Here is a 23,198-nt window from a genome sequence, read left to right as displayed (position 1 = left end):
ATACGTCGAGTATTCGCTTCGTCGCAGTCCTTGCGCTCGGCCCTTCTGGTGGCCAGCGCAAGCCCGTTATTAGCGTGAGCAGGCCCCAGGCCGCCTGTCGAAGAGCCTTCTGGCTTCGCGGGTGGGGCAGCCGGTTCCACATGGGTGTCAACGAGATAAAGGGGCGCGATGGCCCGTGTTGACGGCGGGCACGCTCGTGCCGCCTGAATCCCGGACTGTGCGAAAGCACGTATTGAAAGGTGCCGGGACACCCAATTTCTACACCGCAGAAATAATTCTACAGTGTAGAATAAGCTTTCGTCAAGTTTACAGCCGGTACCGCACCGGCACGCCAGCCCGGATCGATGAAAGACAAACCCGCCCAGGGCCCGCGCGGCCTCGACAAGGAGGCCATCGTCGCGGCCGCGCTCACGCTGCTCGAAGACGTCGGCGAAGCCGCGTTCAGCGTACGCAAGCTCGCGCAGTCGGTCGGCTGCGACCCGATGAGCGTGCTGTACCACTTCAAGTCGAAGGAAGGCCTGAGCCGCGCGATCGCGAACGCGCTGTCGCGCTCGCTCGTGCCGGTCGACCCGTCGCTGCCGTGGCGCGAGCGGCTGCGCGACCTCGCGCGCCAGTACCGCGCGCTCGCGCTGCGCTACCCGGCCGCGTTCGCACTCCTGCAGCGCCACATGAGCACCGGGCCGGCCGATCTCGCGCATATCGAGGCCGTGCATCGCGCGCTGGCCGACGCCGGCATCCCGCGCGCGGCGCTGCCGTCGGTATGCGTCGGCTGGTATGCGAGCGTGATCGGGCTTGCCGCCGCGGAGGCCGGAGGCCTTACGCGGCCCGCGAACGATGTCGAGCTCGCGGAAATGGAAGCGCTGTCGGCTACCGAGCATCCGCTCGTCAGGTCGGCCGCCCCGCTCTACGCGCAGCTCGATCCGGCGGCCGTGCACGACACGATGGTCGACGTGCTGCTCGACGGCATCGCGAAGCAGGCGCCCACGGCCTGACCGGCTCGCGGGCCACCAACGAAAAAGGCGCCCCGAAGGGCGCCTTGTTCATGACGATTGCCGCGAACCGCGCTCAGTGCTGCTGCGCGATGCCGATCTTCAGCATGACCTGATCGACGATCTGTTCGGGCGTCAGCTCGATGCTGACCTCGATCGCTTCGTCCGGGCCCGGCTCCTCGAGCGTGTCGAGCTGGCTTTTCAGCAGCGACGGATCGAAGAAATGGCCGGTGCGGCTCTTCAGGCGCTCGTGCAACACCTCGAACGAACCCTTCAGATACACGAACCGCACGTCGGTGTCGGACCCGCGCAGCACGTCGCGGTACGACCGCTTCAGCGACGAGCACGTGAACACGGCCGTCTCGCCCGCGCGCTGCTTTTCCTCGATGGCCTCGCGGATCGTGCGCAGCCACGGCCAGCGGTCGTCGTCGGTCAGCGGAATGCCGTGATGCATCTTCTCCTTGTTCGCCGCGCTGTGAAACGCGTCGCCGTCGGTATAGCTGCACGACAGGCGTTCCGCCAGCATTTCGCCAATCAGCGACTTGCCCGCGCCCGACACGCCCATTGCGATCAGAATCATTACCTACCCCTTGTTACAGAACCATGCTCAGCAGCAGCGTGAAGCCCAGGCCAAGCACCGAGATGATGGTTTCGAGCAACGACCAGGTCTTGAACGTCTGACCGACCGTCATCCCGAAGTATTCCTTGATCAGCCAGAAGCCGCCGTCGTTCACGTGCGAGAAGATCAGCGAGCCCGAGCCCGTGGCGAGCACCAGCAGTTCCGGGCTGACCGTCGTGCCGGCCGCCGCCGCGATCGGCGCGACGATGCCGCAAGCCGTCGTCATCGCGACCGTCGCCGAACCCGTCGCGAGACGCATCAGCGCCGCGACGAACCAGCCGAGCAGCAGCGGCGACAGATGCGCGTGCTTCGCGGTCTCGACGATCTGCTGCGAGATCCCGCTGTCGCGCAGGACGCCGCCGAAGCCGCCGCCCGCGCCGACGATCAGCGTGATCCCGGCGATCGGTGCCAGGCACTCGCTGCAGAACCTCTGGATCTGGTCGCGGTTGAAGCCCTGCAGCTTGCCGAACGTGAAGAAGCTCACGAGCACGGCGATCAGCAGCGCGACATCCGAGTTGCCGGCGAAGCGCAGCAGGTTGTTCGGCAGCGACTTCGGCGTGAACAGCAGGTCGGCCCAGCTGCCGACGAGCATCAGCGCGACGGGCAGCAGGATCGTAAACAGCGTGATGCCGAAGCTCGGCAGTTCGCGCTTGCTGCCATCCGTGCGCGAATCGACGAATTGCGCGGCAAGCGGGTTGTTTTCCGGCAGCTTCACGAACTTCGAGATCGTCAGCGCGAACAGCGGGCCCGCGATGATCGCGGTCGGCACGCCGACGAGCAGGCCGAACGCGATCGTCTTGCCGATATCGGCGCCGTATTGCTGGACGGCCAGCAGCGCGGCCGGGTGCGGCGGGATCAGCCCGTGCACGACGGACAGGCCGGCCACCATCGGCAGGCCGACGACGAGCAGCGACTTGCCGGTGCGCTTCGCAACGTTGAACGCGATCGGGATCAGCAGCACGAAGCCGACTTCGAAGAACACCGGCAGGCCGACGATGATCGCGACGAACATCATCGCCCAGTGGATGTTCTTTTCACCGAACCAGTCGATCAGCGTGGTCGCGATCCGTTCGGCGCCGCCCGATTCGGCCATCATCTTGCCGAGCATCGTGCCGAGGCCGACGACGATCGCAATGTGGCCGAGCGTGCCGCCGGTGCCCGCCTCGAACGACTTGACGATCTTGTCCATCGGCATGCCGACGACGAGACCGAGGCCGAGCGAAACGATGATCAGCACCAGGAACGGGTAGATCTTGAAGCGCGCGATCATCAGGATCAGCGCGGCAATCGCGATCAGCGTGAATACGAGCAGCATGCTGCCTTGAACAGCCCCCATGTGGCACTCCTCCTAGAATTGTTCGAACCGGGCGAGTTGTTGCGAGTATGCCCGGCTATGCAGGTCTCCGAAACACGGGGGGTACCCACCCCGTCAGGACGCTGAATTTTACTTATCTTTACGGCCTGCGGATAGAACCGGTTCCATCAGCAAAAACCCTCGGTAAAACAAGCACTAAGCGCTTGCTCCCGAGGGTCGATTCTTCATTTCATACAAGTATTAGCGGGGAAGCTGGCTCGCGGCTTGCGCGAGGCGCGTGACTTCGGCCCAGTCCTGCGCGGCGAGCGCTGCCTTCGGCGTGAGCCACGAGCCGCCGACGCACACGACGTTCGGCAGTTTCAGGAAATTCGGCGCGGTGTCGACCGTGATGCCGCCGGTCGGGCAGAACTTCAGCGCCGGGAACGGGCCGTGGAACGCCTGCAGCATCGGCACGCCGCCCGCCTGCTGCGCGGGGAAGAACTTCACGATCTCGTAGCCGAATTCGAGCGCCTGGATGATGTCGCTCGGCGTCATCACGCCCGGCAGCAGCGGCAGGCCCGCGTCGAGCGACGCGAGGTGCAGTTCCTTCGTCAGGCCCGGCGACACGCCGAACTTCGCGCCCGCGCGCTTCGCCTGCGCGCAGTGCTCGGGCTTCGTGATCGTGCCGACGCCGACGACGATGTCGTCCGCGAGCTGGCTCGCGCGCTGGATCGCCTCCAGGCCGGCCGGCGTGCGCAGCGTGATCTCGAGCACCTTCACGCCGCCCGCGTGCAACGCACGCGACACGTTTTCGCCCTGTTCGACCGAGTCGAATGCGAGCACCGGAATGACCGGGCCCAGCTTCACGATTTCAGCAATCGTCTTCATTGAATTGGCTCCTTGAAATTCATGCGGCGGCGTGGACGGCCGTTTCGCCGACCAGCGCGCCAAAAACCGATGCGCCCTGCTCGGCCGGTGCCGCGGCCGTGCGGAACACGCCGAACAGTTCGCGCCCGAAACCGACCTCGTTTTCGGCCTGATGCAGCGGCTGCGCGACCGGGCGCGCGTGCCACTCGGCGTCGTCGACCTCGATGTCGAGCACGCCGGCTTCCGCGTCGATCACGAGCATATCGCCCGTCTTCACCTTGCCGAGCGGGCCGGCCAGCAATGCTTCCGGCGATACGTGGATCACGGCCGGCACCTTGCCCGACGCACCCGACATGCGGCCGTCGGTGACCAGCGCGACGTGGAAGCCCTGATCCTGCAGCACGCCGAGCAGCGGCGTCAAACGGTGCAGTTCGGGCATCCCGTTCGCGCGCGCGCCCTGGAAGCGCACGACCGCGACGAAATCGCGCTTCAGCTCGCCGCGATCGAACGCTTCCTGCACGGCTTCCTGCGAATCGAACACGATCGCGGGCGCCGTCACCTTGCGGTGCTCGGGCGCGACCGCCGAAATCTTGATCACGCCGCGGCCGAGCCGGCCCTGCATCAGGCGCAGGCCGCCGTCCGGCTGGAACGGGTCGCGAATGCCGCGCAGCACCTTCGTGTCGTGGCTCTCGGCCGTGCCGTCGACCCACGTCAGCTTGCCGTCGATCAGCTTCGGCTCCTTCGTGTAGTGCGACAGGCCCTTGCCGGCGACCGTCGTCACGTCCTCGTGCAGCAGCCCGCCTTCGAGCAGGTTGCGCACCAGGAACGCGACGCCGCCGGCCGCGTGGAAGTGGTTCACGTCGGCCTTGCCGTTCGGGTAGATCTTCGCGAGCAGCGGCACGACGGCCGACAGCTCGTCGAAGTCGTTCCAGTCGATCAGGATGCCGGCCGCGCGCGCGATCGCGACGAGGTGCAGCGTGTGGTTGGTCGAGCCGCCCGTCGCGAGCAGCGCGACGATCCCGTTGACGATCGCCTTCTCGTCGATCACATGGCCGATCGGCGTGTAGTGGCCGCGCTCGACGGTCAGGTCGAGCACGCGGCGCGCGGCCTCGGCCGTGAGCGCGGTGCGCAACGGCGTGTGCGGATGAACGAACGCCGAGCCCGGCAGGTGCAGCCCCATCAGCTCCATCAGCATCTGGTTGCTGTTCGCGGTGCCGTAGAACGTGCAGGTGCCGTGGCCGTGATACGCGGCCGATTCGGCTTCGAGCAGCGCGTCGCGGCCGACCTGGCCGGTCGCGAACTGCTGGCGGATCTTCGCCTTGTCGTCGTTCGACAGGCCGCTCGTCATCGGGCCGGCCGGCACGAAGATCGTCGGCAGGTGGCCGAACTGCAGCGCGCCGATCAGCAGGCCCGGCACGATCTTGTCGCAAATGCCGAGGCAGAGCGCCGCGTCGAACATGTTGTGCGTGAGCGCGATCGCCGTGCCCATCGCGATCGCCTCGCGCGAGAACAGCGACAGCTCCATCCCCGGGTTGCCCTGCGTGACGCCGTCGCACATCGCCGGCACGCCGCCCGCGAACTGCGCGACCCCGCCGTTCTCGCGCGCGGCCGCCTTGATGATCTCGGGGAAATCCTTGTACGGCGCATGCGCGGACAGCATCTCGTTGTACGAGGACACGATGCCGATATTCGGCTCGCGGATCGCCTTGATCGAGAACTTGTCGTTGCCCTCGAGGCCCGCGAAACCGTGCGCGAGGTTCGCGCACGACAGCGCGCCGCGCGCCGGGAACTTGCCCTGCGCGCCGTCGATGCGCTGCAGATAGGCGGAACGGGTCGATTGGCTGCGGGCGATCACGCGTTCGGTGACCTTCGCCAGAGTGGGGTGCAGCGACGTCATGCTGGGCGCTCCTGTATGCCGGCCGACACCGGCGGTTGGAATCGTGGGGACGGTCGAGTGCGTCGACAGAACGAAGTCAGTCTAGTAGAAAAACTACAAGCACGCAATGCGGATCGAGCAACGCGCAACCCTTATTCCCGCTACCAGCAAGGCATTACCTAGTAAAAACCCTAATCACGCTTGCTGTAGTTGCATCAAAAGCGTGATGATGACGCTAGTATTTTCATGTAGATTTTCTACAATTCGATTGCGATACACTCGCTCATCCGAACCCGATTTTCACGTGCCGTCCCATGCTGCCTCGCATTGAAGCGATCCGCGCCGACTTGCGCCCTTCCGAGCGCAAGCTCGCCGACTACATCCTCGCCGCGCCGCGCGAGGTGCTCGACCTCGCGATGACCGAGCTGTCGACGCGCGCGGGCGTCAGCCAGCCGACGATCGCGCGCTTCTGCCAGGCGCTCGGTTGCAGCGGCTTTCGCGAATTCAAGATCCGGCTCGCGCAGAGCGTCGCGCCGGGCGTGTCGTCGGTCTACCGCGACGTCGAGCCCGACGAACCGGCGCCCGGCATCATCGGCAAGGTGTTCGACCGCACGATCGGCGCACTGATCGAGGTGCGCAACAGCCTGTCCGCGGGCAGCGTCGCCGATGCGATCGCGCTGCTCTCGAACGCGTCGCGGATCGAGTTCTACGGCGCCGGCGGCTCGGGCATCGCCGCGCAGGACATCCAGCACAAGTTCTTCCGGCTCGGCGTGCCGAGTGTCGCGTATTCGGACCCGCACACGTTCTCGATGTCGTCGGCGCTGCTTGGGCCCCACGACGTCGTCGTCGCGATCTCGAACACCGGCCGCACGCGCGACATCGTCGACGCCGCGCGCTCCGCGCTCGCGTGCGGCGCGAAAGTCGTTGCGATCACGCAGAGCCATTCGCCGCTCGCGAAGCTCGCAACCGTGAGCCTCGCGTCGAACGTTGCCGAGGAAACGGACGTGTTCTCGCCGATGACGTCGCGGATGTCGCATCTCGCGATCGGCGACATCCTTGCAGTCGGCGTCGCGCTGTCGCGCGGCCCCGCACTGATGGAACGGGTCGGGCGCGCGAAGGAAGCGATCACGCGCCGCCGGATCGACGACGGCACGAAGGATTGACGACGCGCGGCGTGCGGTTCGACGCAAAACGCGGCACGTAAACGACGAACGGCGCCCCACGGGGCGCCGTTGCGCATCAAGAGACGCCGGCAACCTAGCCGGCCGCGCCGCTCAAAACGGCTTGATCACGACCAGCGCAACCGCCGCGAGCATGCCGAGCACCGGCAGCTCGTTGAACACGCGATACCACTTGTCGGTGCGCTTGTTCTCGCCACGCTCGAACACCCGCAGCAGGTGCCCGCAATAGGCGTGATAGACGATGAGCAGCAGCACGACCGTCACCTTCGCATGGATCCAGCCCTGCCCCTGGCCGATGCCGATCACGAGCCAGAGCCACAGCCCGCAGGCCAGCGCCGGCACCGCGATCATCGTCATGAAGCGGAACAGCTTGCGCGCCATCAGCAGCAGGCGGCGTACCGCGGCCGGATCGGTCTCCATGGCCAGGTTCACGTAGATGCGCGGCAGGTAGAAGAGCCCCGCGAACCACGCGGCGATCAGAACGATATGGAACGTCTTGACCCAGAGCATTGCCATTGGTGTTGCGCCTCGCGGGTTACTGGCGGCCTTCGCCGTGTCCGAGCACGACGTACTTCAGCGACGTCAGCCCTTCCAGGCCGACGGGGCCGCGTGCGTGCAGCTTGTCGTTCGAGATGCCGATTTCCGCGCCGAGGCCGAATTCGAAGCCGTCCGCGAAGCGCGTCGACGCGTTGACCATCACGCTCGCCGAATCGATTTCGCGCAGGAAACGCATCGCGCGGTCGTGATCCTCGGTGACGATCGCATCGGTGTGATGCGAGCCGTAATGGTTGATGTGCTCGATCGCGGCGTCGAGGCCGTCGACGACCTTGATCGCGAGCACCGGCGCGAGATATTCGGTGTGCCAGTCTTCCTCGGTCGCATCGACGAGCGGGCCGACGCCCGCCTCGGCGAGCACCGCGCGCGCCGCAGCATCGACGCGCAGTTCGACCTGCTTGTCGCGATACAGCTTGCCGAGCGGCGGCAGCAGCGCGGCCGCGATGCCGCTCGAGACGAGCAGCGTCTCCATCGTGTTGCAGGTGCCGTAGCGATGCGTCTTCGCGTTGTCGCAGACGGTCAGCGCCTTGGCGAGATCGGCGCGATCGTCGACGTACACGTGGCAGATGCCGTCGAGGTGCTTGATCATCGGCACGCGTGCCTCGTTGATCAGGCGCTCGATCAGGCTCTTGCCGCCGCGCGGCACGATCACGTCGACGTATTCGGTCATCGTGATCAGCTTGCCGACCGCCGCGCGATCGGCCGTCGCGACGACCTGCACCGCATCCTGCGGCAGGCCGGCCGCCTCGAGCCCTTCGCCGATCAGCTTCGCGAGCGCCGCATTCGATTCGAGTGCTTCCGAGCCGCCGCGCAGGATCGTCGCGTTACCCGACTTCAGGCACAGCGCAGCCGCGTCGATCGTCACGTTCGGGCGCGACTCGTAGATGATGCCGATCACGCCGAGCGGCACACGCATCTGGCCGACCTGGATGCCGCTCGGGCGGTACTTGAGGTTGCCGATCTCGCCGATCGGATCGGCCAGCGACGCGACCTGGCGCAGCCCTTCGACCATCGTCTTCAGCGCCTTGTCCGACAGCGTCAGGCGATCGACGAACGCTGCATCGAGCCCCTTTTCACGGGCGCGGGCGACGTCGCGCGCATTCGCGTCCTTCAGCACCTGCGCGTCGCGTTCGATCGCGCGAGCCACCGCGTCGAGCGCCGCGTTCTTCGCGGCCGTGCTGGCGCGCGCCATCGCGCGGGAAGCGTGCCGGGCGCGGCGGCCCAGGTCGGTCATGTACTGATCGATATCCATCGTGTGACTCGAGATGCGCGCCGCGCGGAGCGGCTTGAATTCGTGGGGGAAGCGTGGGCGGCGGACGAAGCGCCGCGCCAGCGATCGAAATATTGTAAGCGGGTTGCGCAGCGCGCGCTGAAGACCCGGACGGGACTTAGCGTCGCACGCGACCCGCGGTCGGCGGTCGCTCGCCGCGCGCCCCCGCAACCGTCATCGCGAGCTGAAACAGCCCGTCCCACGGATCGGGCGGCGGTTCGTCCTGCGTGCGGCGGCCCGGCACGACGGCCGTGAGCCCCTTGACCTGCCGGTCGAGCTTCGCGGCGAACGCGAGCGCCTTCTCGAGCACGCCTTCCGACACGCGATTCAGCGCGGGGCCGATCAGCCGCTCGCGCGGCCCCCACACGCGGTTCTCGCGCAGCAGCGTCGCCAGCGGCTTGCCGGCCGTCGCCCCGCGCTTGATCCGCAGCAGCGTGCGCAGTTCCTCGACGACGGCCCACATCACGAGCACGATCGCCTCACCCTCGCCCTTCAGCCCGTCGATCATCCGTGCGAGCCGCGCGGTATCGCCGGCAAGCATCGCCTCGTTCAGCTTGAAGACGTCGTAGCGCGCGACGTTCAGCACCGCGTCGTGCACCTGCTCGAACGACAGCGCGCCTTGCGGATACAACAGCCCGAGCTTCTGGATTTCCTGGTGTGCGGCAAGCAGGTTGCCCTCGACGCGCTCGGCGATGAACTGCAGCGCGCGCCGCCCGTCGTCGCCGGGCGCGGCGCGCTGGCCCTGCATCGCGAGACGCTGGCCGATCCAGTTCGGCAGTTGCGCGCGGTCGACCGGATCGATCTTCAGCGCGACACCGCCGTTCTGCAGCGCGGTAAACCACGCGGATTTCTGCGTGGCCGCATCGAGGCGCGGCAACGTGACGAGCATCAGCGCGTCGGGATTGGGCGTGGCCGCGAGCGTCTTCAGCGCATCGGCGCCTTCCTTGCCGGGCTTGCCCGACGGAATGCGCAGCTCGATCAGCTGGCGATCGCCGAACAACGACATCGCCTGGGTCGCGCCGAGCAGCACGCTCCAGTCGAAGCCGCGCTCGACCGTATGCACCGAACGCTCGGTGAAGCCGGCCGCGCGCGCGGCCGCACGAATGCGGTCGCACGCTTCCTGCGCGAGCAGCGGCTCGTCGCCGTAGACGGTATAGAGCCCGGCCAACCCCTTCGCGAGGTGCGGCTCCAGCGCATCAAGTCGCAATTGCATCGCTACGTGCGCCGTCGATCAGAGCGGCGGCGGCGGCAGCGGCGCGCGCGGCGCCACGCCCGGCACCACGTCCTCCGGCGCCGGCGTCAGCGAGTGGACGATCGCGAGACGCCGCATCAGCTGGTCGACCGCGTCGTTCTGCATGTCGCCGTACAGGATGTCGGCTTCCTGCGCCTTCGCGTTCGTGTACTGGTCGCTGTACGTCATCGCGCGGTTCAGCGCGATCGCGCTCGGCGGGATCAGCACGGTGCCGTCCTTGCTCGTCAGCGTGTAGTTCAGCGTATAGAACAGCGCATATTCCTGCGCCGAGCCGTACTTGTTGAGCGTCAGCGTGTTCTGGCCACGCGACTCCCACATGCGCAGCACGGCGTCGGCGTCGTCCGCCGACTTGACGATCTTCGTGTCGCTGCCGGCCTCGACGAGGCGCACGAGGCGCGCCTCGACGGGCGCCGGCGCGCCGGCCACCAGCAGGTGCTTGAACGCGTAGTTCTGCTGGCCGCGCAACTGGAAGCCGCATGCCGACAGCGCGACCGCGCTGCCGACGACGAGCATCAAAAACGATCTGCGGATCACCTTCGCTCCTTCTGGGTACGCCCGACGGCCAGCGGCCGTCAGACGACGATGTTCACGAGGCGGCCCGGCACGACGACGATCTTCTTCGCCGGCTTGCCGTCGCTGAACTTCGCGAATGCTTCGTCGGCCACCGCCGCGGCTTCGATCGCCTCGCGGCTCGCATCCTTCGCAACCTTCAGCGCGCCGCGCACCTTGCCGTTCACCTGCAGCACGAGTTCGATCTCGGCCTGCTCGAGCGCGGCCTCGTCGACCTTCGGCCACGGCGCATCGAGCAGCGTGCCGAATTCGTCCGTATAACCGAGCGTCTTCCACAGCTCGAACGTGACGTGCGGCACGACCGGGTACAGCACGCGCAGCAGCACGCCGTACGTCTCGCGCAGCACGCCCGGCGTCGCGCCCTTCGCACCGTCGATCGCGTTCAGCATCTTCATCGCGGCCGACACGACCGTGTTGTACTGCAGGCGCTGGTAGTCGAAATCGGCCTGCTTCAGCACGCTGTAGATCTCGCGGCGCAGCGCCTTGTCGGCTTCGCCGAGCGCGGCCGCGTCGAAGCCCGCGCGCGCGGCGAGCGCTTCGCGGTTCGTCGCGCCGAAGCTCCACACGCGACGCAGGAAGCGGCTCGCGCCCTCGACGCCCGCACCCGACCACTCGAGCTGCTGCTCGGGCGGCGCCGCGAACATCGTGAACAGGCGCGCGGTATCGGCACCGTACTGGTCGATCAGCAACTGCGGATCGACGCCGTTGTTCTTCGACTTCGACATTTTCTCGATGCCGCCGAGCACGACCGGCTGGCCGTCCGTGTTCAGCGTCGCGCCGACCGGGCGGCCCTTGTCATCATGCGTGACCGTCACGTCGAGCGGGTTGTACCACGTCTTCTTGCCGGCAGCGTCTTCACGGTAGAACGTCTCGTTCAGCACCATGCCCTGCGTGAGCAGGTTCTTCGCCGGCTCGCCGAACTTCACGAGGCCGAGGTCGCGCATCACCTTGGTCCAGAAGCGCGAATACAGCAGGTGCAGGATCGCGTGCTCGATGCCGCCGATGTATTGGTCCATCGGCATCCAGTAATCGGTGCGCGCGTCGACCATGGTCTCGGCGTCCGGCGCCGTGTAGCGCGAGAAGTACCACGACGAATCGACGAACGTGTCCATCGTGTCGGTTTCACGCTTCGCGGCCGCGCCGCACTTCGGGCACGAACAGTTCAGGAACGCTTCCGACTTCGCGAGCGGGTTGCCCGAGCCGTCCGGCACGAGATCCTCCGGCAGCACGACCGGGAGGTCCTGCTCGGGCACCGGCACGTCGCCGCACGACGGGCAGTGGATGATCGGGATCGGCGTGCCCCAGTAGCGCTGGCGCGATACGCCCCAGTCGCGCAGGCGCCACGTGACCTGCTTGTCGCCGAAGCCGCCGGCGTTCAGGTCGGCCGCAACCGCGTCGACCGCTTCCGCATAGCGCAGGCCGTCGTACTTGCCGCTGTTCACGCAGACCGCGGTTTCCTTGTCGCCGTACCACTCCTGCCATGCGTCGAGCGAGTACGCCTGACCTTCGGCCGAGATCACCTGCTTGATCGGCAGGTCGTACTTCTTCGCGAACGCGAAATCGCGCTCGTCGTGGCCCGGCACGCCCATCACCGCGCCTTCGCCGTAGCTCATCAGCACGTAGTTGCCGATCCACACCTCGACCGGCTCGCCGGTCAGCGGGTGCTTGACCGAGAAGCCCGTCGCGACGCCCTTCTTCTCCATCGTCGCGACGTCGGCTTCGGCGACGCCGCCGCGCTTGCATTCGTCGATGAACGCGAGCAGCTCGGGCTTGTCCTGTGCGAGACGCGTGGCGAGCGGGTGCTCGGCCGCGATCGCGCAGAACGTGACGCCCATGATCGTGTCGGCGCGCGTCGTGAACACGCGCAGCAGCTTCTTCTCGCCGTCGAGTTCGTACGGGAAGCCGAAGTTCACGCCGAAGCTCTTGCCGATCCAGTTCTGCTGCATGATCTTCACGCGCTCGGGCCAGCCGAGGCCGTCGAGGTCGTTCAGCAGCTCATCCGCGTACTGCGTGATGCGCAGGTAGTACATCGGGATCTCGCGCTTCTCGACGAGCGCGCCCGAGCGCCAGCCGCGGCCGTCGATCACCTGCTCGTTCGCGAGGACGGTCTGGTCGACCGGATCCCAGTTCACGGTACCCGTCTTCTTGTACGCGATGCCTTTCTCGAGCATCTTCAGGAACAGCCACTGGTTCCACTTGTAGTAGTCGGGCTTGCACGTCGCGATCTCGCGCGACCAGTCGATCGCGAGGCCCATCGACTGCATCTGGCCCTTCATGTAGTCGATGTTGTCGTAGGTCCACTTCGCGGGCGGCACGCCGTTCGCCATCGCGGCGTTTTCGGCCGGCATCCCGAACGCGTCCCAGCCCATCGGCATCAGCGTGTTGTAGCCGTTCATCCGCAGATAGCGGTACATCACGTCGTTGATCGTGTAGTTCCGCACGTGACCCATGTGCAGCTTGCCGGACGGGTACGGCAGCATCGACACGCAGTAGAACTTCGGCTTCTGCGAATCTTCCTGCGTCTTGTAGGCATCGGCTGCGCGCCAGTCGCCCTGGGCGGCGGCTTCGACGTCGGCGGGTACGTATCTTTCGTGCATGGTGTGGTTCGGACTAGGCTTTAAGCGGCGCGACGGCTCGCGCGCAGAAGTGGATCGAAAGGCGTGCTTGCCCGGCGCAGGAACAGGCTGGCTGTTGCCGCGCCGGGAAAAACGTCGATTATACCGCCCGCGCCGGCCCGCACGGCCGGTCTCGCGGGCCGGCGCCCGCAACAACGGCGTGTCAGGGTTTCGCCACGGCCGCGGCCGGCGCGACGGCACCCGCCTGCGGCGGCATGTCGGTCACGAAGCCGATGCGCGTGAGGCCCGCGGCCTGCGCGGCGCCCATCACCTGCGCGATCACGTCGTAGCGCGTCGCGCGCGAGGCGCGCAGCCGCAGTTCAGGCGGCGCGCCGCCCTCGGCGGCGGCCCGGAAGCGCGCGGGCAGCGCATCGAGCGCGACGGGCGCGTCGTCCCAGTACAGCTTGCCGGCGTCGTCGATCGACAGCGTGACCGATTGCGGCGTGTCGCGCGCAACGCTGGCCGCGACCTTCGGCAGGTCGAGCCGGATCGCGTGCGTCATCAGCGGCGCGGTAATGATGAAGATGACGAGCAGCACGAGCATCACGTCGATCAGCGGCGTCATGTTGATCTCCGCCATCGGCGCGGACGTCTTGTGGTGCTCGAGCCCGCCGAATGCCATGGTCGCTCCTCCCGGGCCGGCGCGTCAGGCGCCCTCTGCGCACACGAACACGTGCAGGTCGCGCGCGAAACCGTCGAGTTCCTCGGCGAGCTGCCGGACGAGCCGCCCGAGGATGTTGTAGGCCAGCACCGCGGGAATCGCGACGACGAGCCCGAACGCGGTCATGATCAGCGCCTCGCCGACCGGCCCCGCGACGTTCTCGATCTGCGCCTGCCCGCTCGCGGCGATGCTGCCGAGCGCGTGGTAGATGCCCCACACGGTGCCGAGCAGCCCGACGAACGGCGCGGTGCTGCCGATCGACGCGAGCAGCACCTGGCCGAATTCGAGACGCCGCTGCGAGCGCAGCATCGCATGGCGCAATGCGCGCAGCACGCGTTCGCTGCGCTCGACGCGCGCCGCCAGCACGGTCGGGTCGTGGTCGTCGGCCGCGTCGCGCGCGGCTTCGGCGAGCGGCACGAACACGCGCTCGCGATCGGCGCCGGCGAGCGCGGTTATGCCCGCGTCGAGCGACGGTGCGCGCCAGAACGCGGCGAGCGCGCGCGGCCCCTGCCGCTTCGCGCGGACCAGGAGCCAGGCTTTCATGAAAAGGAAGCACCAGCTGGCGATGGACATCGCCAGCAGCACATAGGCGACCGCATGCGTGATCGCATCGCCGCTTTCGAGGTAGTGGACAACGCCGGTGGGTATCGCCATCGGAGTTTCCCCGTGGGGTCAGCGCAGGCCGAGCACGTCCTGCATGTCGAACAGGCCGGCGTCGCGCGCCGACAGGAAGCGGACCGCGCGCAACGCGCCCTGCGCGTACGACACGCGGCTGGACGACTTGTGCGTGATCTCGATGCGCTCGCCGATCCCGGCGAACAGCACGGTGTGATCGCCGACGATGTCGCCGCCGCGCACGGCCGCGAAGCCGATCGACGACGGGTCGCGCTCGCCCGTCACGCCGTGGCGGCCATACACGGCGCACTCGTCGAGCGAGCGGCCGAGCGCGCCGGCGACGGCTTCGCCCATCATCAGCGCGGTGCCCGACGGCGCATCGACCTTGTGGCGGTGGTGCGCCTCGATGATCTCGATGTCGTAGCCGTGCGAGAAATGCTTCGCCGCGAATTCGAGCAGCTTCAGCGTGACGTTCACGCCGACGCTCATGTTCGCCGCGAACACGATGCCGATCCTGGCCGCAGCAGCCTGCAGCTCGGCTTTCTGCTCGGCGGTGAAGCCGGTGGTACCGATCACGAGCTTCACGTCGTGGCGCAGCGCGGCCGCGATGTGGGCCATCGTGCCTTCCGGACGCGTGAAATCGATCAGGTAGTCGGCCTGCGCGAACACGGCGTCGAGGTCGTCGGTCAGCTTGATCCCGGTTTCCTTGCCGAGGAACGCACCGGCGTCCTGGCCGAGGAACGGCGAATCGGCGCGATCGAGCGCGCCGACGAGCTGCGCGTCGGTATCGTTGAGAACGGCTTCGATCAGCATCCGGCCCATTCGGCCCGATGCGCCGGCAATCGCAATCTTCATGGCTTTCTACACGACAGGTCTAAAGGCGGGCGGCGCGAGCCGCCCTGGTTCCGCAAGCCGGGCTTACTGCGCCGGCGCGGTGAGCGGCTGGTTCTGCAGGTTGTCGGAGCCTTGCGGGCCGACCGGCGGCGACGCCTCGTTCGACACGTTCGGCTGCGGCGGACGATGGAACTGGAACTGCGGCTGGATCGCCGGCGCGGCGCCCGGCGGCTGGCCGCCCGGTACCGGCGCGCCGCCCGAAGCCTGCGCGGACGGCGTGAAACGGCGTGCGGCCGAACCCTGCCCCGACACCTGGTTGGTCGCGCGGTTCGCCGCGCGGGCAGCCTGCGCGTTCGCATCCTGGTCGACCGCTGCGCCGGAGGCCGGCGCGACGGACGGGCTGGCGACGACATCCGGCACCGGCGTACTCGCCGCTGCCTGCGCCTGCGCGGCGCTCGCCGCGGCGGCTTCCGAAGCCTTCTTCGCCGCTGCGGCCGCCTTCGCCTTCTTGCCGCCGCGGTCGCCGTCGATGTCGGCCAGCAGGTCGAGCTCGGACGGCAGGTTGTCGGCGCCCGTCCAGCCCGCGAGGCGATCGCCCGCAAAGGTCACGACGAGATCGCGCTGCTGGACGATCGATGTCGAGCCGCGCTTGAAGTAGAAGAGGTAATCCCAGCGGTCGGCGTGGAACATGTCCGCCAGCAGCGGTGTGCCGAGCAATGCCCGGACTTGCTCGCGCGTCATGCCGACCTGCAGTTGCGCGGCTTTCTCCTGCGATACGAAGTTGCCCTGCACGACGGTGATCCGATAGGGCGTGATGCTCTGCGCAATGCGCTGCGTCACGCTGTCGTACGACGAACAACCCGCCAGCGCGACGATGGCGGCGGCAGCGATGATGGCACTCCGCATGCGACTCCTCTGAAAGTGCGAAAGCGATTCTGGGATCATTTCCTTCACCGTGCTGGCCCGCGTACAGGCCGCGCGTGTTTCTGGAACGGCGAAAAGCCGGTAACATTGAAGCCCTGCATTGTACTCTAGGGATGCCTAGCCATGACCAATCCGACGGATCTCAAGAATATCGGGCTAAAGGCCACCCTACCGCGCCTCAAGATTCTCGAGATCTTCCAGCAGAGCCCGGTGCGCCACCTGACGGCCGAAGACGTCTACCGGAACCTGCTCAACGAGCAGCTCGACATCGGGCTCGCCACCGTCTACCGCGTCCTCACGCAGTTCGAGCAGGCCGGCCTGCTCACGCGCAGCAACTTCGAATCCGGCAAGGCCGTGTTCGAGCTGAACGAAGGCTCGCACCACGACCACCTCGTGTGCCTCGATTGCGGCCGCGTCGAGGAATTCTTCGATGCCGAGATCGAAGGCCGCCAGCAGGCGATCGCGAAGGAGCGCGGCTTCCGGCTCCAGGAGCACTCGCTCGCGATGTACGGTTCGTGCACGACCGAAAACTGCCCGCACCGCAAGCACTGATCGCTGATTCGCGCGTCTCGCACGCAGCACGGCCCGGCCGGCATCTCGCCGCCCGGGCCGTGTTTCTTTTCGGGTCGTGTTGCGCGCGCGGGGCCGGAACGCTTACGAATGCCCTTCGACGCTCACCAGGGCCGGCTCGAATTCCAGCGCCCAGGCGACATCGAGCGGGATCTCGTCGCAGTTCGGCTGCGGGCCGCCGCGATCGACGATCACGAAATCGCTGACCGCGTCCAGTGCCAGCAGCGGGTGGTGCCAGACGCCCTTCGCATAGTTCACGCCCTGCCAGCCAACGGCGAGGAACGCGCGCATCGCCTCGGGCCGGAAGTCGCCGGCCGGCGCGACGACGATGACATAGCGCGACACGGCCGCGAGCGGAATGAATGCCTGGCTGCCGTGCGGATGGCGCTCCATCAGCGTGACCGCGACCGGCAGCGCGCGCGGCTGCGCGCGAAACACGCTGACGAGCGGCCGGCCGCCGTCCGCGCAGACATCGATCGTCGCGAGATCGTGAAAGCGCTCGGTCGTGCCGCCGTTGATCGGGAAGTGCCGCGCGCCTTCGAGCGCGATCACGTCGCCGAACGGGGCGAACGCCTCGCGGGTCAGGCGCTCGACGCGCAGGATGCGGGATCCGGTCATGACGTTGCCCTCCTTCAGGCCGGCTCGCCCCACAGACGCAGGCGCGACACGCCGCCGTCCGGGAAGATGTTGAAACGCACGTGCGTGACGGGGCCGAGCGCCGCGAGTTGATCGAACGTGTGCACGTGATCCATCTGCAGCTTCTGTTCGCCGAGCAGTTCAGCCCAGAACATCGCCTGCGTGACGAGCGAATCGTCGGTGCCGCCCGTGACATGCGCGGCCTGCAGCGAGCAGCGGTCGGGGAAGTTGCCCTTGAAGAACGCCGTATCGACCTCGACGCGGCGAATGATGCCCGGCCGGGCGAGCGCGACGATCGCCCAGTCGTTGCCGGGCTCGCGGCGGCGCCGCGTTTCCCAGCCGTCACCCATGTTCGCGCCGCGCCCCGGCATCAGCATCTGCGATGCCGGCCCGAAGTGCTGGTTGTTCGCGGCCACCAGATAGCCGCCGTTCTCGATCGCCGCGAGATCGACGAGCTCGCCGGCCGGCACGTGGCGCCAGTCGCGCTGCGGCTGGCCATACACGCGCAGCCGCGCGAGCCCGCCGTCCGGATACAGGTTCACGCGCAGGTGCGTGACCGGCTGCGCGTCGTCGACGCTCACGTAGTGATGCGAATTGCCCTGCAACGTCGTCGCGGGGACGAGCGTGCGCCACGCGGCGTCGTCGGGCGGCGTGTCGCCGTCGACCGCGCACGCCTCGATCGATGCGGCCGGCGGGAAGTTGCCGGTGAAGTGGCTCGTATCGAGGTCGACGCCGTAGATCACGCCCGGCCGAGCGAGGCGGACCACGCAGAAGTCGTGGCCGGTCGTACGCTTGCGACGCGTTTCCCAGCCGTCCATCCATTTGCCGTGGTCGTCGTACTTGCCGGGAATGAACACGGCCGGCTCGGGATTCAGCATGCGCTCCTTCGGCGCGAAGAATTCGTCGCTGGCAAAGAGCGCCTGCGCACCGAGGCGCGGGTCGGCGAGGTTCATGTAACGCCGCGTAAACGCAGGCGCGTTCGGATCGAGAATGGGGGCTGCCATGTCGTCTCCACTATCTTGTCAGGGGCCGGCGCATCGTCGGGCCGGCCGTGGGAAATTCAATCGCGCGAAACGGTCGGGGAAGCCGCTTCGCGCGGGATCGCGCTCAGAGCGCGTGAGCCTGGTCGCCGGCAACCGGCGCCGTGCTGCCTGCCTCGTCGGCCGGCACGTAACGCAGCTCGCGGTTCAGCACGCGTTTCGCACGGGCGCGGTCGATGTCGTTCTCCCACACCGCGACGACAACCGTCGCGACGCAGTTGCCGATCAGGTTGGTCAGCGCGCGGGCGATGCCGACGAACCAGTCGACCGGTAGGATCAGCACGAGGCCGAGCACCGGAATCGCGGGGATCGCCGACAGCGTCGCCGCGAGGATCACGATCGCCGAACCGGGGATGCCGTGCGCGCCCTTCGACGTGACGAGCGATACGAGCAGCACGACGATCAGGTCATGCGTCGACAGCGGCGTGTTGGTGGCCTGCGCGATGAACAGCACCGCGAGCGTCAGGTAGATCGAGAAGCCGTCGAGGTTGAACGAATAGCCGGTCGGGATCACGAGACCGACCGTCGAATCCTTGATGCCCATGTATTCGAGCTTGCTCATCACCTGCGGCAGCACCGCGTCCGACGACGCCGTGCCGAGCACGATCGACAGTTCCTCGCGCAGGTAGCGGATCAGCTTGAACACCGAGAAGCCCGCGATCCGCATCACCGTGCCGAGCACGACCGTGACGAACACGAAGCAGCTCAGGTAGAACACCGCGACGAGATAGCCGAGCTGCTTGAGCGATGCGACGCCGTACTTGCCGGTCGTGAACGCGATCGCGCCGAGCACGCCGAGCGGCGCGAGCTTGATGATGAAGCCGATGATCCGGAAGAACACGTGCGACAGTTCCTCGACCAGCGAGTTGACGCGCTGCGCCTTGTCGCCGAGCAGCGACAGCGCGGAGCCGAACAGCACCGCGAACACGAGAATCTGCAGGATGTCGCCCTTCGCGAACGCGTCGATCGCGGTCTCGGGGATGATCTTCATCAGGTAGCCGGCCGTGTCCTTCAGGCTTTCGGCGTTCTTCGCGTACGACGCGAGCGACGCCGCGTCGAGCGAGCGCAGGTCGATGTTCATCCCGACGCCCGGGCGCGTGAGCCACGCGAGCACGAGCCCGATGCCGAGCGCGAGCGTCGTCATCACCTCGAAGTAGACGACGGCCTTCAGGCCGACCCGGCCGACCTTCTTCAGGTCGCCCGCATTGGCCATCCCGCTGACCACGACGCAGAACACGATCGGGCCGATGACCATCTTGATGAGCTTCAGGAAGCCGTCGCCGAGTGGCCGCAGCGACTCGGCGAAGTGCGGGAAGAACGCGCCCAGCGCGACCCCCAGAATCAATGCGACGACTACCCGGCCAAACAGCGAATTAAGGAATTTCGACACGGCGCTCTCCCGATCCAACGGTTGCAGTTTCGTCTGTTCATACTGGTAAGACCAGTGATGTTATGGTGGATAGTAGGAAGCCGATATAGTGGCGTCAAGGACGGACGAAATAGGGATTTCCCGCCCCCTGCGCGCCCGGTTCCGGTGCACTGGAAAGGGGCGGATCGTGGCTTTCCCGTAGGGCAGTCATGCACCGCCCGCGTGCGGATTACAATGCCGGTCAGACCGGCCAAAGTTCACATCATGAAAAACGTTCCGCATACCGTGACCGACGCCGCCATCGCGACGATCCGCGACCGGATCGAGGCAGGCGTTTATCCGGTCGGCAGCCTGCTGCCGGCCCAGCGCCAGCTCTCCGAGGAGCTGGAGATCAGCCGCGCGTCGCTGCGCGAGGCGCTGTCGACGCTCGAGGCACTCGGGATGCTGCGCATCCGTGCGGGCAAGGGTGTCTACGTCGAAAGCGCGCAGGCCTCGGCCGCGCATCCGTGGCAGTTCGCCGAGCAGTCGTCGCCGCCCGACACGTACCAGATGCGCTATGCGCTCGAAGGGTTTGCCGCGCGGATGGCCGCGCACGTCGTCAGCGACGCCGACATCGCGTGGTTCGAGGACAACCTCGCCGACCTGCACGTCGCGCTGACCGACAACGCGATCGACGAAGCGTCGCGGCTCGACTTCGACTTCCACATGCGGATCATTCATCTCGCCGGCAACGCGGCGATCGAATCGGTGCTGCGCAGCAGCGCCGACATCATGAAGGAAAGCCAGCGCATGCCGTTCTACCGGCGCGAGCTGCTGCTGTCGACGTGGCACGAGCACCGCGCGATCCTCGACGCGCTGATCGCCCGCGATGCCGCCGCCGCAGGCACCGCGATCGAAACGCACATCGCGAACGCCGCGCAGCGCGCGGGCATCTTCTTCCCGACACCGGGCGCGTAACGCGCCGCCGGCGCCCAGGCCGCCCGGTCGTCCCGGTCACCCGCCCGACGGATCGCGATACGCGAGCGCGCGCTCGATGAACGCGCGCGCCGCGACGCTGCGATACGCGCCCTTGCGCGTGAGCAGCGCGGCCGTACGGGCCGGCAGCGGCGGATCGAGCTCCAGTGCGCACAGGTCGCCGCTCTCGCGCGCGATCGCGTCGGGCAGCACCGTCGCAAGCCGGCCGCACCGCACGAGCTCCAGCACCGCGCTGATCGTATTCGTCTCGATCGCGATCTTCGGCCGCGCGCCATGCTCGATGAAGTACCGGTCGATGCTCTCGCGCGTCGCGAACGCACGGCTGAGCAGCACCAGCGGCTCGCCGCCGAGCTCGGCCGGCGTCAGCGCGCGGCGGCGCCGCGCGAGACGGTGCGTGCGACCCGTCACGAGCGCGAGCGGCTCGTCCCACAGCGGCAGCGCGTCGATGTCCGGCGCGCGCGGCGGCATGAACGCGAAACCCGCGTCGAGCCGGTCGTCGGCGAGCAGCGCCTCGATGCGCTCCTGCGGCATCGCGTCGATCGTCAGCGCGACGTTCGGGTAATCGGTATGGAAGCCGTCGATCAGCGAGCCGCTCAGGTAGGCCGCGAAGGTCGGCATCATCGCGAGCCGCAGCGACCCGCTGCCGAGATCGGCGACGTCGTGCAGCGCGCGCTGCCCCGTATCGAGCTCGTGCAGCGCGGCGCGCGCATGACGCGCATAGACTTCGCCGAATTCGGTGAGCTGCACCGTGCGGCCCGAGCGATCGAACAACTGCACGCCGAGCGTTTCCTCGAGCTGGCGCACCTGCTGCGACAGCGTCGGCTGCGACACGTGCAGTGCGTCGGCCGCGCGCGTGAAGCTGCGCTGCTCGGCGACGGCCAGGAAATAGCGGATATGGCGGAGTAGCATCGCGGCCAATGTATTGGCAAAACCAATGGATGCCATAACGATCCAGTCTTGGACGCTATGGGACAATTTCCGCATCATACGCACATCCGCTCCTGTGCATCGCCTGTCACCGCACCGGAGCGGCACGCCCGGGCCCGCCCTGCCTGCGCCCGCCGCACGACGATCCGCCGCCCGACCACGGCCCGGCCGCGATCCGCCCGGCGCGCATCGGTTCACCGCCAATCCGTTGACGCCGGCCCCGATTTCCGTCACCCCGCGCAGCCGACGGCCCCGTGCCGCCGGCCGGCGCCGCTGTTTTTCGCGACCATGGAACCGCATCAAGACAACCACCCTCCCCTGACCCGCGGCATGACGCTGCTGTTCGCCTGCGCGTGCGGCATCGTCATCGGCAACATCTACTACGCGCAGCCGCTGCTCGCCGCGATCGCGCACAGCTTCGGCCGCGCGCCGACCGAACTCGGCTATCTCGTCACGCTGACGCAGCTCGGCTATGCGGCGAGCCTGCTGCTGATCGTCCCGCTCGGCGACGCGGTCAACCGCCATACGCTGATCGTGCGGCTGCTGATGCTCAACGTCGTCGCGCTGGTCGCTGTCACGTTCAGCACGAATTTCACGATGTTCGTCGTCGCGAACGTCGCGGTCGGCTTCGTCACCTGCTCGACGCAGCTGCTCGTGCCGTTCGCGGCATCGCTCGCCGACGCGCGCTCGCGCGGCCGCGCGGTCGGCACCGTGATGAGCGGCCTGCTGCTCGGCATCCTGCTCGCGCGCGTCGCGGCCGGCGCGATCGCCGACGGGTTCGGCTGGCGCGCGGTGTACGGCGTCGCCGCGGTGATGGTGCTCGCGCTGACCGGCGTGCTCGCCGTGAAGCTGCCAAAGGATCGCCGCGACACCCGCCTCGACTATGCGGCATTGATGAAGTCGCTCGTCGCGCTGGTGCGCGCGCAACCGCTGATCGCGCTGCGCTCGACCTATGGCGCACTCGTGTTCGCGTGCTTCAGCCTGCTGTGGACGGGCCTCACGTTCCTGCTGAGCCAGCCGCCGTACAGCTATTCCGAAGGCCAGATCGGCCTGTTCGGCATCGTCGGCGCGGTGGGCGCGCTCGCGGCGACGTCGGCCGGCCGGCTGGTCGATCGCGGCCACGGCAATGCGGCGACGGGGCTGTTCGCGGCCGCCGTGCTCGCGTCGTTCGCGCTGATCGCGACCGGCGCGCACTCGCTCGCGGCGCTGATCGCGGGCATCCTGCTGCTCGACATCGGCGTGCAGGGCATGCACATCTCGAACCAGAGCGTGATCTACGCGCTGGCCGGCAACGCGCGCAGCCGCGTGACGACCATCTACCTGACGAGCTACTTCATCGGCGGCGCGTTCGGGTCGTTCGCGGCGAGCTTCGCGTACGGCCTCGACGGCTGGCGCGGCGTATGCATCGCCGGTGCAGCGCTGTCGGGCGTGCTGATCGCGCTGTGGCTCGCGTCGCAACGCGTCGGCACGCGGCAGGTCACGCAGTAATGCGGTAATCCGTCTGCGCGCCACGACGAAAAAAGGCACGCAGCGCAATTCGCGGGCGTGCCTTTTTTGAC

Annotated in this window: 22 protein-coding genes; 5 read left to right on the top strand and 17 right to left on the bottom strand. The window is 67.6% G+C overall.

Annotated features, from left to right (window positions below):
- Window positions 1-344 precede the first annotated feature (344 nt).
- Window positions 345-992: a TetR/AcrR family transcriptional regulator gene (locus U5809_RS24140; protein WP_322088367.1), complete on the top strand. Its 648-nt coding sequence runs from the start codon at window positions 345-347 to the stop codon at window positions 990-992.
- A gap of 73 nt (window positions 993-1,065) precedes the next feature.
- Here the strand turns inward: U5809_RS24140 and U5809_RS24135 are convergent, their stop codons facing one another.
- The 4 genes from U5809_RS24135 to edd all read right to left on the bottom strand — a co-directional run bounded on the left by U5809_RS24135 (window position 1,066) and on the right by edd (window position 5,666).
- A complete protein-coding gene (locus U5809_RS24135) occupies window positions 1,066-1,569 on the bottom strand; it encodes a gluconokinase (RefSeq protein WP_282506685.1) in 504 nt (167 codons plus the stop codon).
- 13 nt (window positions 1,570-1,582) lie between these two features.
- Window positions 1,583-2,944, bottom strand: a complete 1,362-nt coding sequence (locus U5809_RS24130; protein ID WP_322088366.1) for a GntP family permease — start codon at window positions 2,942-2,944, stop codon at window positions 1,583-1,585.
- Between the two features lie 219 nt (window positions 2,945-3,163).
- Window positions 3,164-3,790, bottom strand: a complete 627-nt coding sequence (gene eda, locus U5809_RS24125; protein WP_069232184.1) for a bifunctional 4-hydroxy-2-oxoglutarate aldolase/2-dehydro-3-deoxy-phosphogluconate aldolase — start codon at window positions 3,788-3,790, stop codon at window positions 3,164-3,166.
- A gap of 19 nt (window positions 3,791-3,809) precedes the next feature.
- Window positions 3,810-5,666, bottom strand: a complete 1,857-nt coding sequence (edd, locus tag U5809_RS24120; protein WP_322088365.1) for a phosphogluconate dehydratase — start codon at window positions 5,664-5,666, stop codon at window positions 3,810-3,812.
- Window positions 5,667-5,959: 293 nt separating this feature from the next.
- On the opposite strand from edd, the gene U5809_RS24115 reads away from it, so the two are divergent.
- Window positions 5,960-6,808 carry a MurR/RpiR family transcriptional regulator gene (locus tag U5809_RS24115; protein WP_059236154.1) on the top strand — a complete coding sequence of 283 codons (849 nt, stop codon included), beginning with the start codon at window positions 5,960-5,962 and terminating at the stop codon, window positions 6,806-6,808.
- A 111-nt stretch (window positions 6,809-6,919) separates the two neighbouring features.
- Here U5809_RS24115 and U5809_RS24110 read toward each other — a convergent pair whose 3' ends face one another.
- The 9 genes from U5809_RS24110 to bamE form a co-directional block, all read right to left on the bottom strand.
- Complete coding sequence (locus tag U5809_RS24110; RefSeq protein ID WP_282506681.1) at window positions 6,920-7,342, bottom strand: CopD family protein; 423 nt, start codon at window positions 7,340-7,342, stop codon at window positions 6,920-6,922.
- A gap of 19 nt (window positions 7,343-7,361) precedes the next feature.
- Window positions 7,362-8,633, bottom strand: coding sequence for a glutamate-5-semialdehyde dehydrogenase (locus U5809_RS24105; RefSeq protein ID WP_322088364.1), 1,272 nt, complete (start codon window positions 8,631-8,633; stop codon window positions 7,362-7,364).
- A 136-nt stretch (window positions 8,634-8,769) separates the two neighbouring features.
- Window positions 8,770-9,864 carry a DNA polymerase III subunit delta gene (gene holA / locus U5809_RS24100; protein WP_322088363.1) on the bottom strand — a complete coding sequence of 365 codons (1,095 nt, stop codon included), beginning with the start codon at window positions 9,862-9,864 and terminating at the stop codon, window positions 8,770-8,772.
- 18 nt (window positions 9,865-9,882) lie between these two features.
- Entirely contained in the window at window positions 9,883-10,437 is a 555-nt protein-coding gene (lptE, locus tag U5809_RS24095) for an LPS assembly lipoprotein LptE (protein WP_322088362.1), read from the bottom strand.
- Window positions 10,438-10,475: 38 nt separating this feature from the next.
- A complete protein-coding gene (gene leuS / locus U5809_RS24090; RefSeq protein WP_322088361.1) occupies window positions 10,476-13,070 on the bottom strand; it encodes a leucine--tRNA ligase in 2,595 nt (864 codons plus the stop codon).
- Between the two features lie 181 nt (window positions 13,071-13,251).
- Window positions 13,252-13,710, bottom strand: a complete 459-nt coding sequence (locus tag U5809_RS24085) for a biopolymer transporter ExbD (protein ID WP_322088360.1) — start codon at window positions 13,708-13,710, stop codon at window positions 13,252-13,254.
- A 24-nt stretch (window positions 13,711-13,734) separates the two neighbouring features.
- Window positions 13,735-14,403 (bottom strand): MotA/TolQ/ExbB proton channel family protein, encoded by a 669-nt coding sequence (locus U5809_RS24080; RefSeq protein WP_322088359.1) that lies wholly within the window; start codon window positions 14,401-14,403, stop codon window positions 13,735-13,737.
- Between the two features lie 18 nt (window positions 14,404-14,421).
- Window positions 14,422-15,219, bottom strand: a complete 798-nt coding sequence (gene dapB / locus U5809_RS24075; RefSeq protein ID WP_282506676.1) for a 4-hydroxy-tetrahydrodipicolinate reductase — start codon at window positions 15,217-15,219, stop codon at window positions 14,422-14,424.
- A gap of 63 nt (window positions 15,220-15,282) precedes the next feature.
- Window positions 15,283-16,104 carry an outer membrane protein assembly factor BamE gene (bamE, locus tag U5809_RS24070; RefSeq protein ID WP_282506675.1) on the bottom strand — a complete coding sequence of 274 codons (822 nt, stop codon included), beginning with the start codon at window positions 16,102-16,104 and terminating at the stop codon, window positions 15,283-15,285.
- Between the two features lie 141 nt (window positions 16,105-16,245).
- Here bamE and fur point away from each other — a divergent pair, with 141 nt between their 5' ends.
- The gene (gene fur, locus U5809_RS24065; protein WP_011350926.1) at window positions 16,246-16,674 is read left to right on the top strand and encodes a ferric iron uptake transcriptional regulator; all 429 of its coding nucleotides are present in this window, start codon (window positions 16,246-16,248) and stop codon (window positions 16,672-16,674) included.
- Between the two features lie 102 nt (window positions 16,675-16,776).
- Here fur and U5809_RS24060 read toward each other — a convergent pair whose 3' ends face one another.
- The 3 genes from U5809_RS24060 to U5809_RS24050 form a co-directional block, all read right to left on the bottom strand.
- The gene (locus U5809_RS24060) at window positions 16,777-17,310 is read right to left on the bottom strand and encodes an ureidoglycolate lyase (protein WP_322088358.1); all 534 of its coding nucleotides are present in this window, start codon (window positions 17,308-17,310) and stop codon (window positions 16,777-16,779) included.
- A gap of 14 nt (window positions 17,311-17,324) precedes the next feature.
- Entirely contained in the window at window positions 17,325-18,332 is a 1,008-nt protein-coding gene (gene alc, locus U5809_RS24055) for an allantoicase (protein WP_322088357.1), read from the bottom strand.
- Between the two features lie 103 nt (window positions 18,333-18,435).
- A complete protein-coding gene (locus U5809_RS24050) occupies window positions 18,436-19,758 on the bottom strand; it encodes a C4-dicarboxylate transporter DctA (RefSeq protein WP_322088356.1) in 1,323 nt (440 codons plus the stop codon).
- Window positions 19,759-19,971: 213 nt separating this feature from the next.
- Between U5809_RS24050 and U5809_RS24045 the strand changes: the two genes are divergently transcribed.
- Window positions 19,972-20,694 carry a FadR/GntR family transcriptional regulator gene (locus tag U5809_RS24045; protein WP_322088355.1) on the top strand — a complete coding sequence of 241 codons (723 nt, stop codon included), beginning with the start codon at window positions 19,972-19,974 and terminating at the stop codon, window positions 20,692-20,694.
- Between the two features lie 36 nt (window positions 20,695-20,730).
- Here U5809_RS24045 and cynR read toward each other — a convergent pair whose 3' ends face one another.
- Window positions 20,731-21,621, bottom strand: a complete 891-nt coding sequence (gene cynR / locus U5809_RS24040; protein ID WP_282506670.1) for a transcriptional regulator CynR — start codon at window positions 21,619-21,621, stop codon at window positions 20,731-20,733.
- 306 nt (window positions 21,622-21,927) lie between these two features.
- On the opposite strand from cynR, the gene U5809_RS24035 reads away from it, so the two are divergent.
- Window positions 21,928-23,127, top strand: a complete 1,200-nt coding sequence (locus U5809_RS24035) for an MFS transporter (protein ID WP_322088354.1) — start codon at window positions 21,928-21,930, stop codon at window positions 23,125-23,127.
- The last annotated feature ends 71 nt before the right edge of the window (window positions 23,128-23,198 follow it).

Source organism: Burkholderia sp. BCC1999 (assembly GCF_905339975.1).
Classification (GTDB): Bacteria; Pseudomonadota; Gammaproteobacteria; order Burkholderiales; family Burkholderiaceae; genus Burkholderia.
This window is presented reverse-complemented; position numbering and strand designations above follow the sequence as displayed.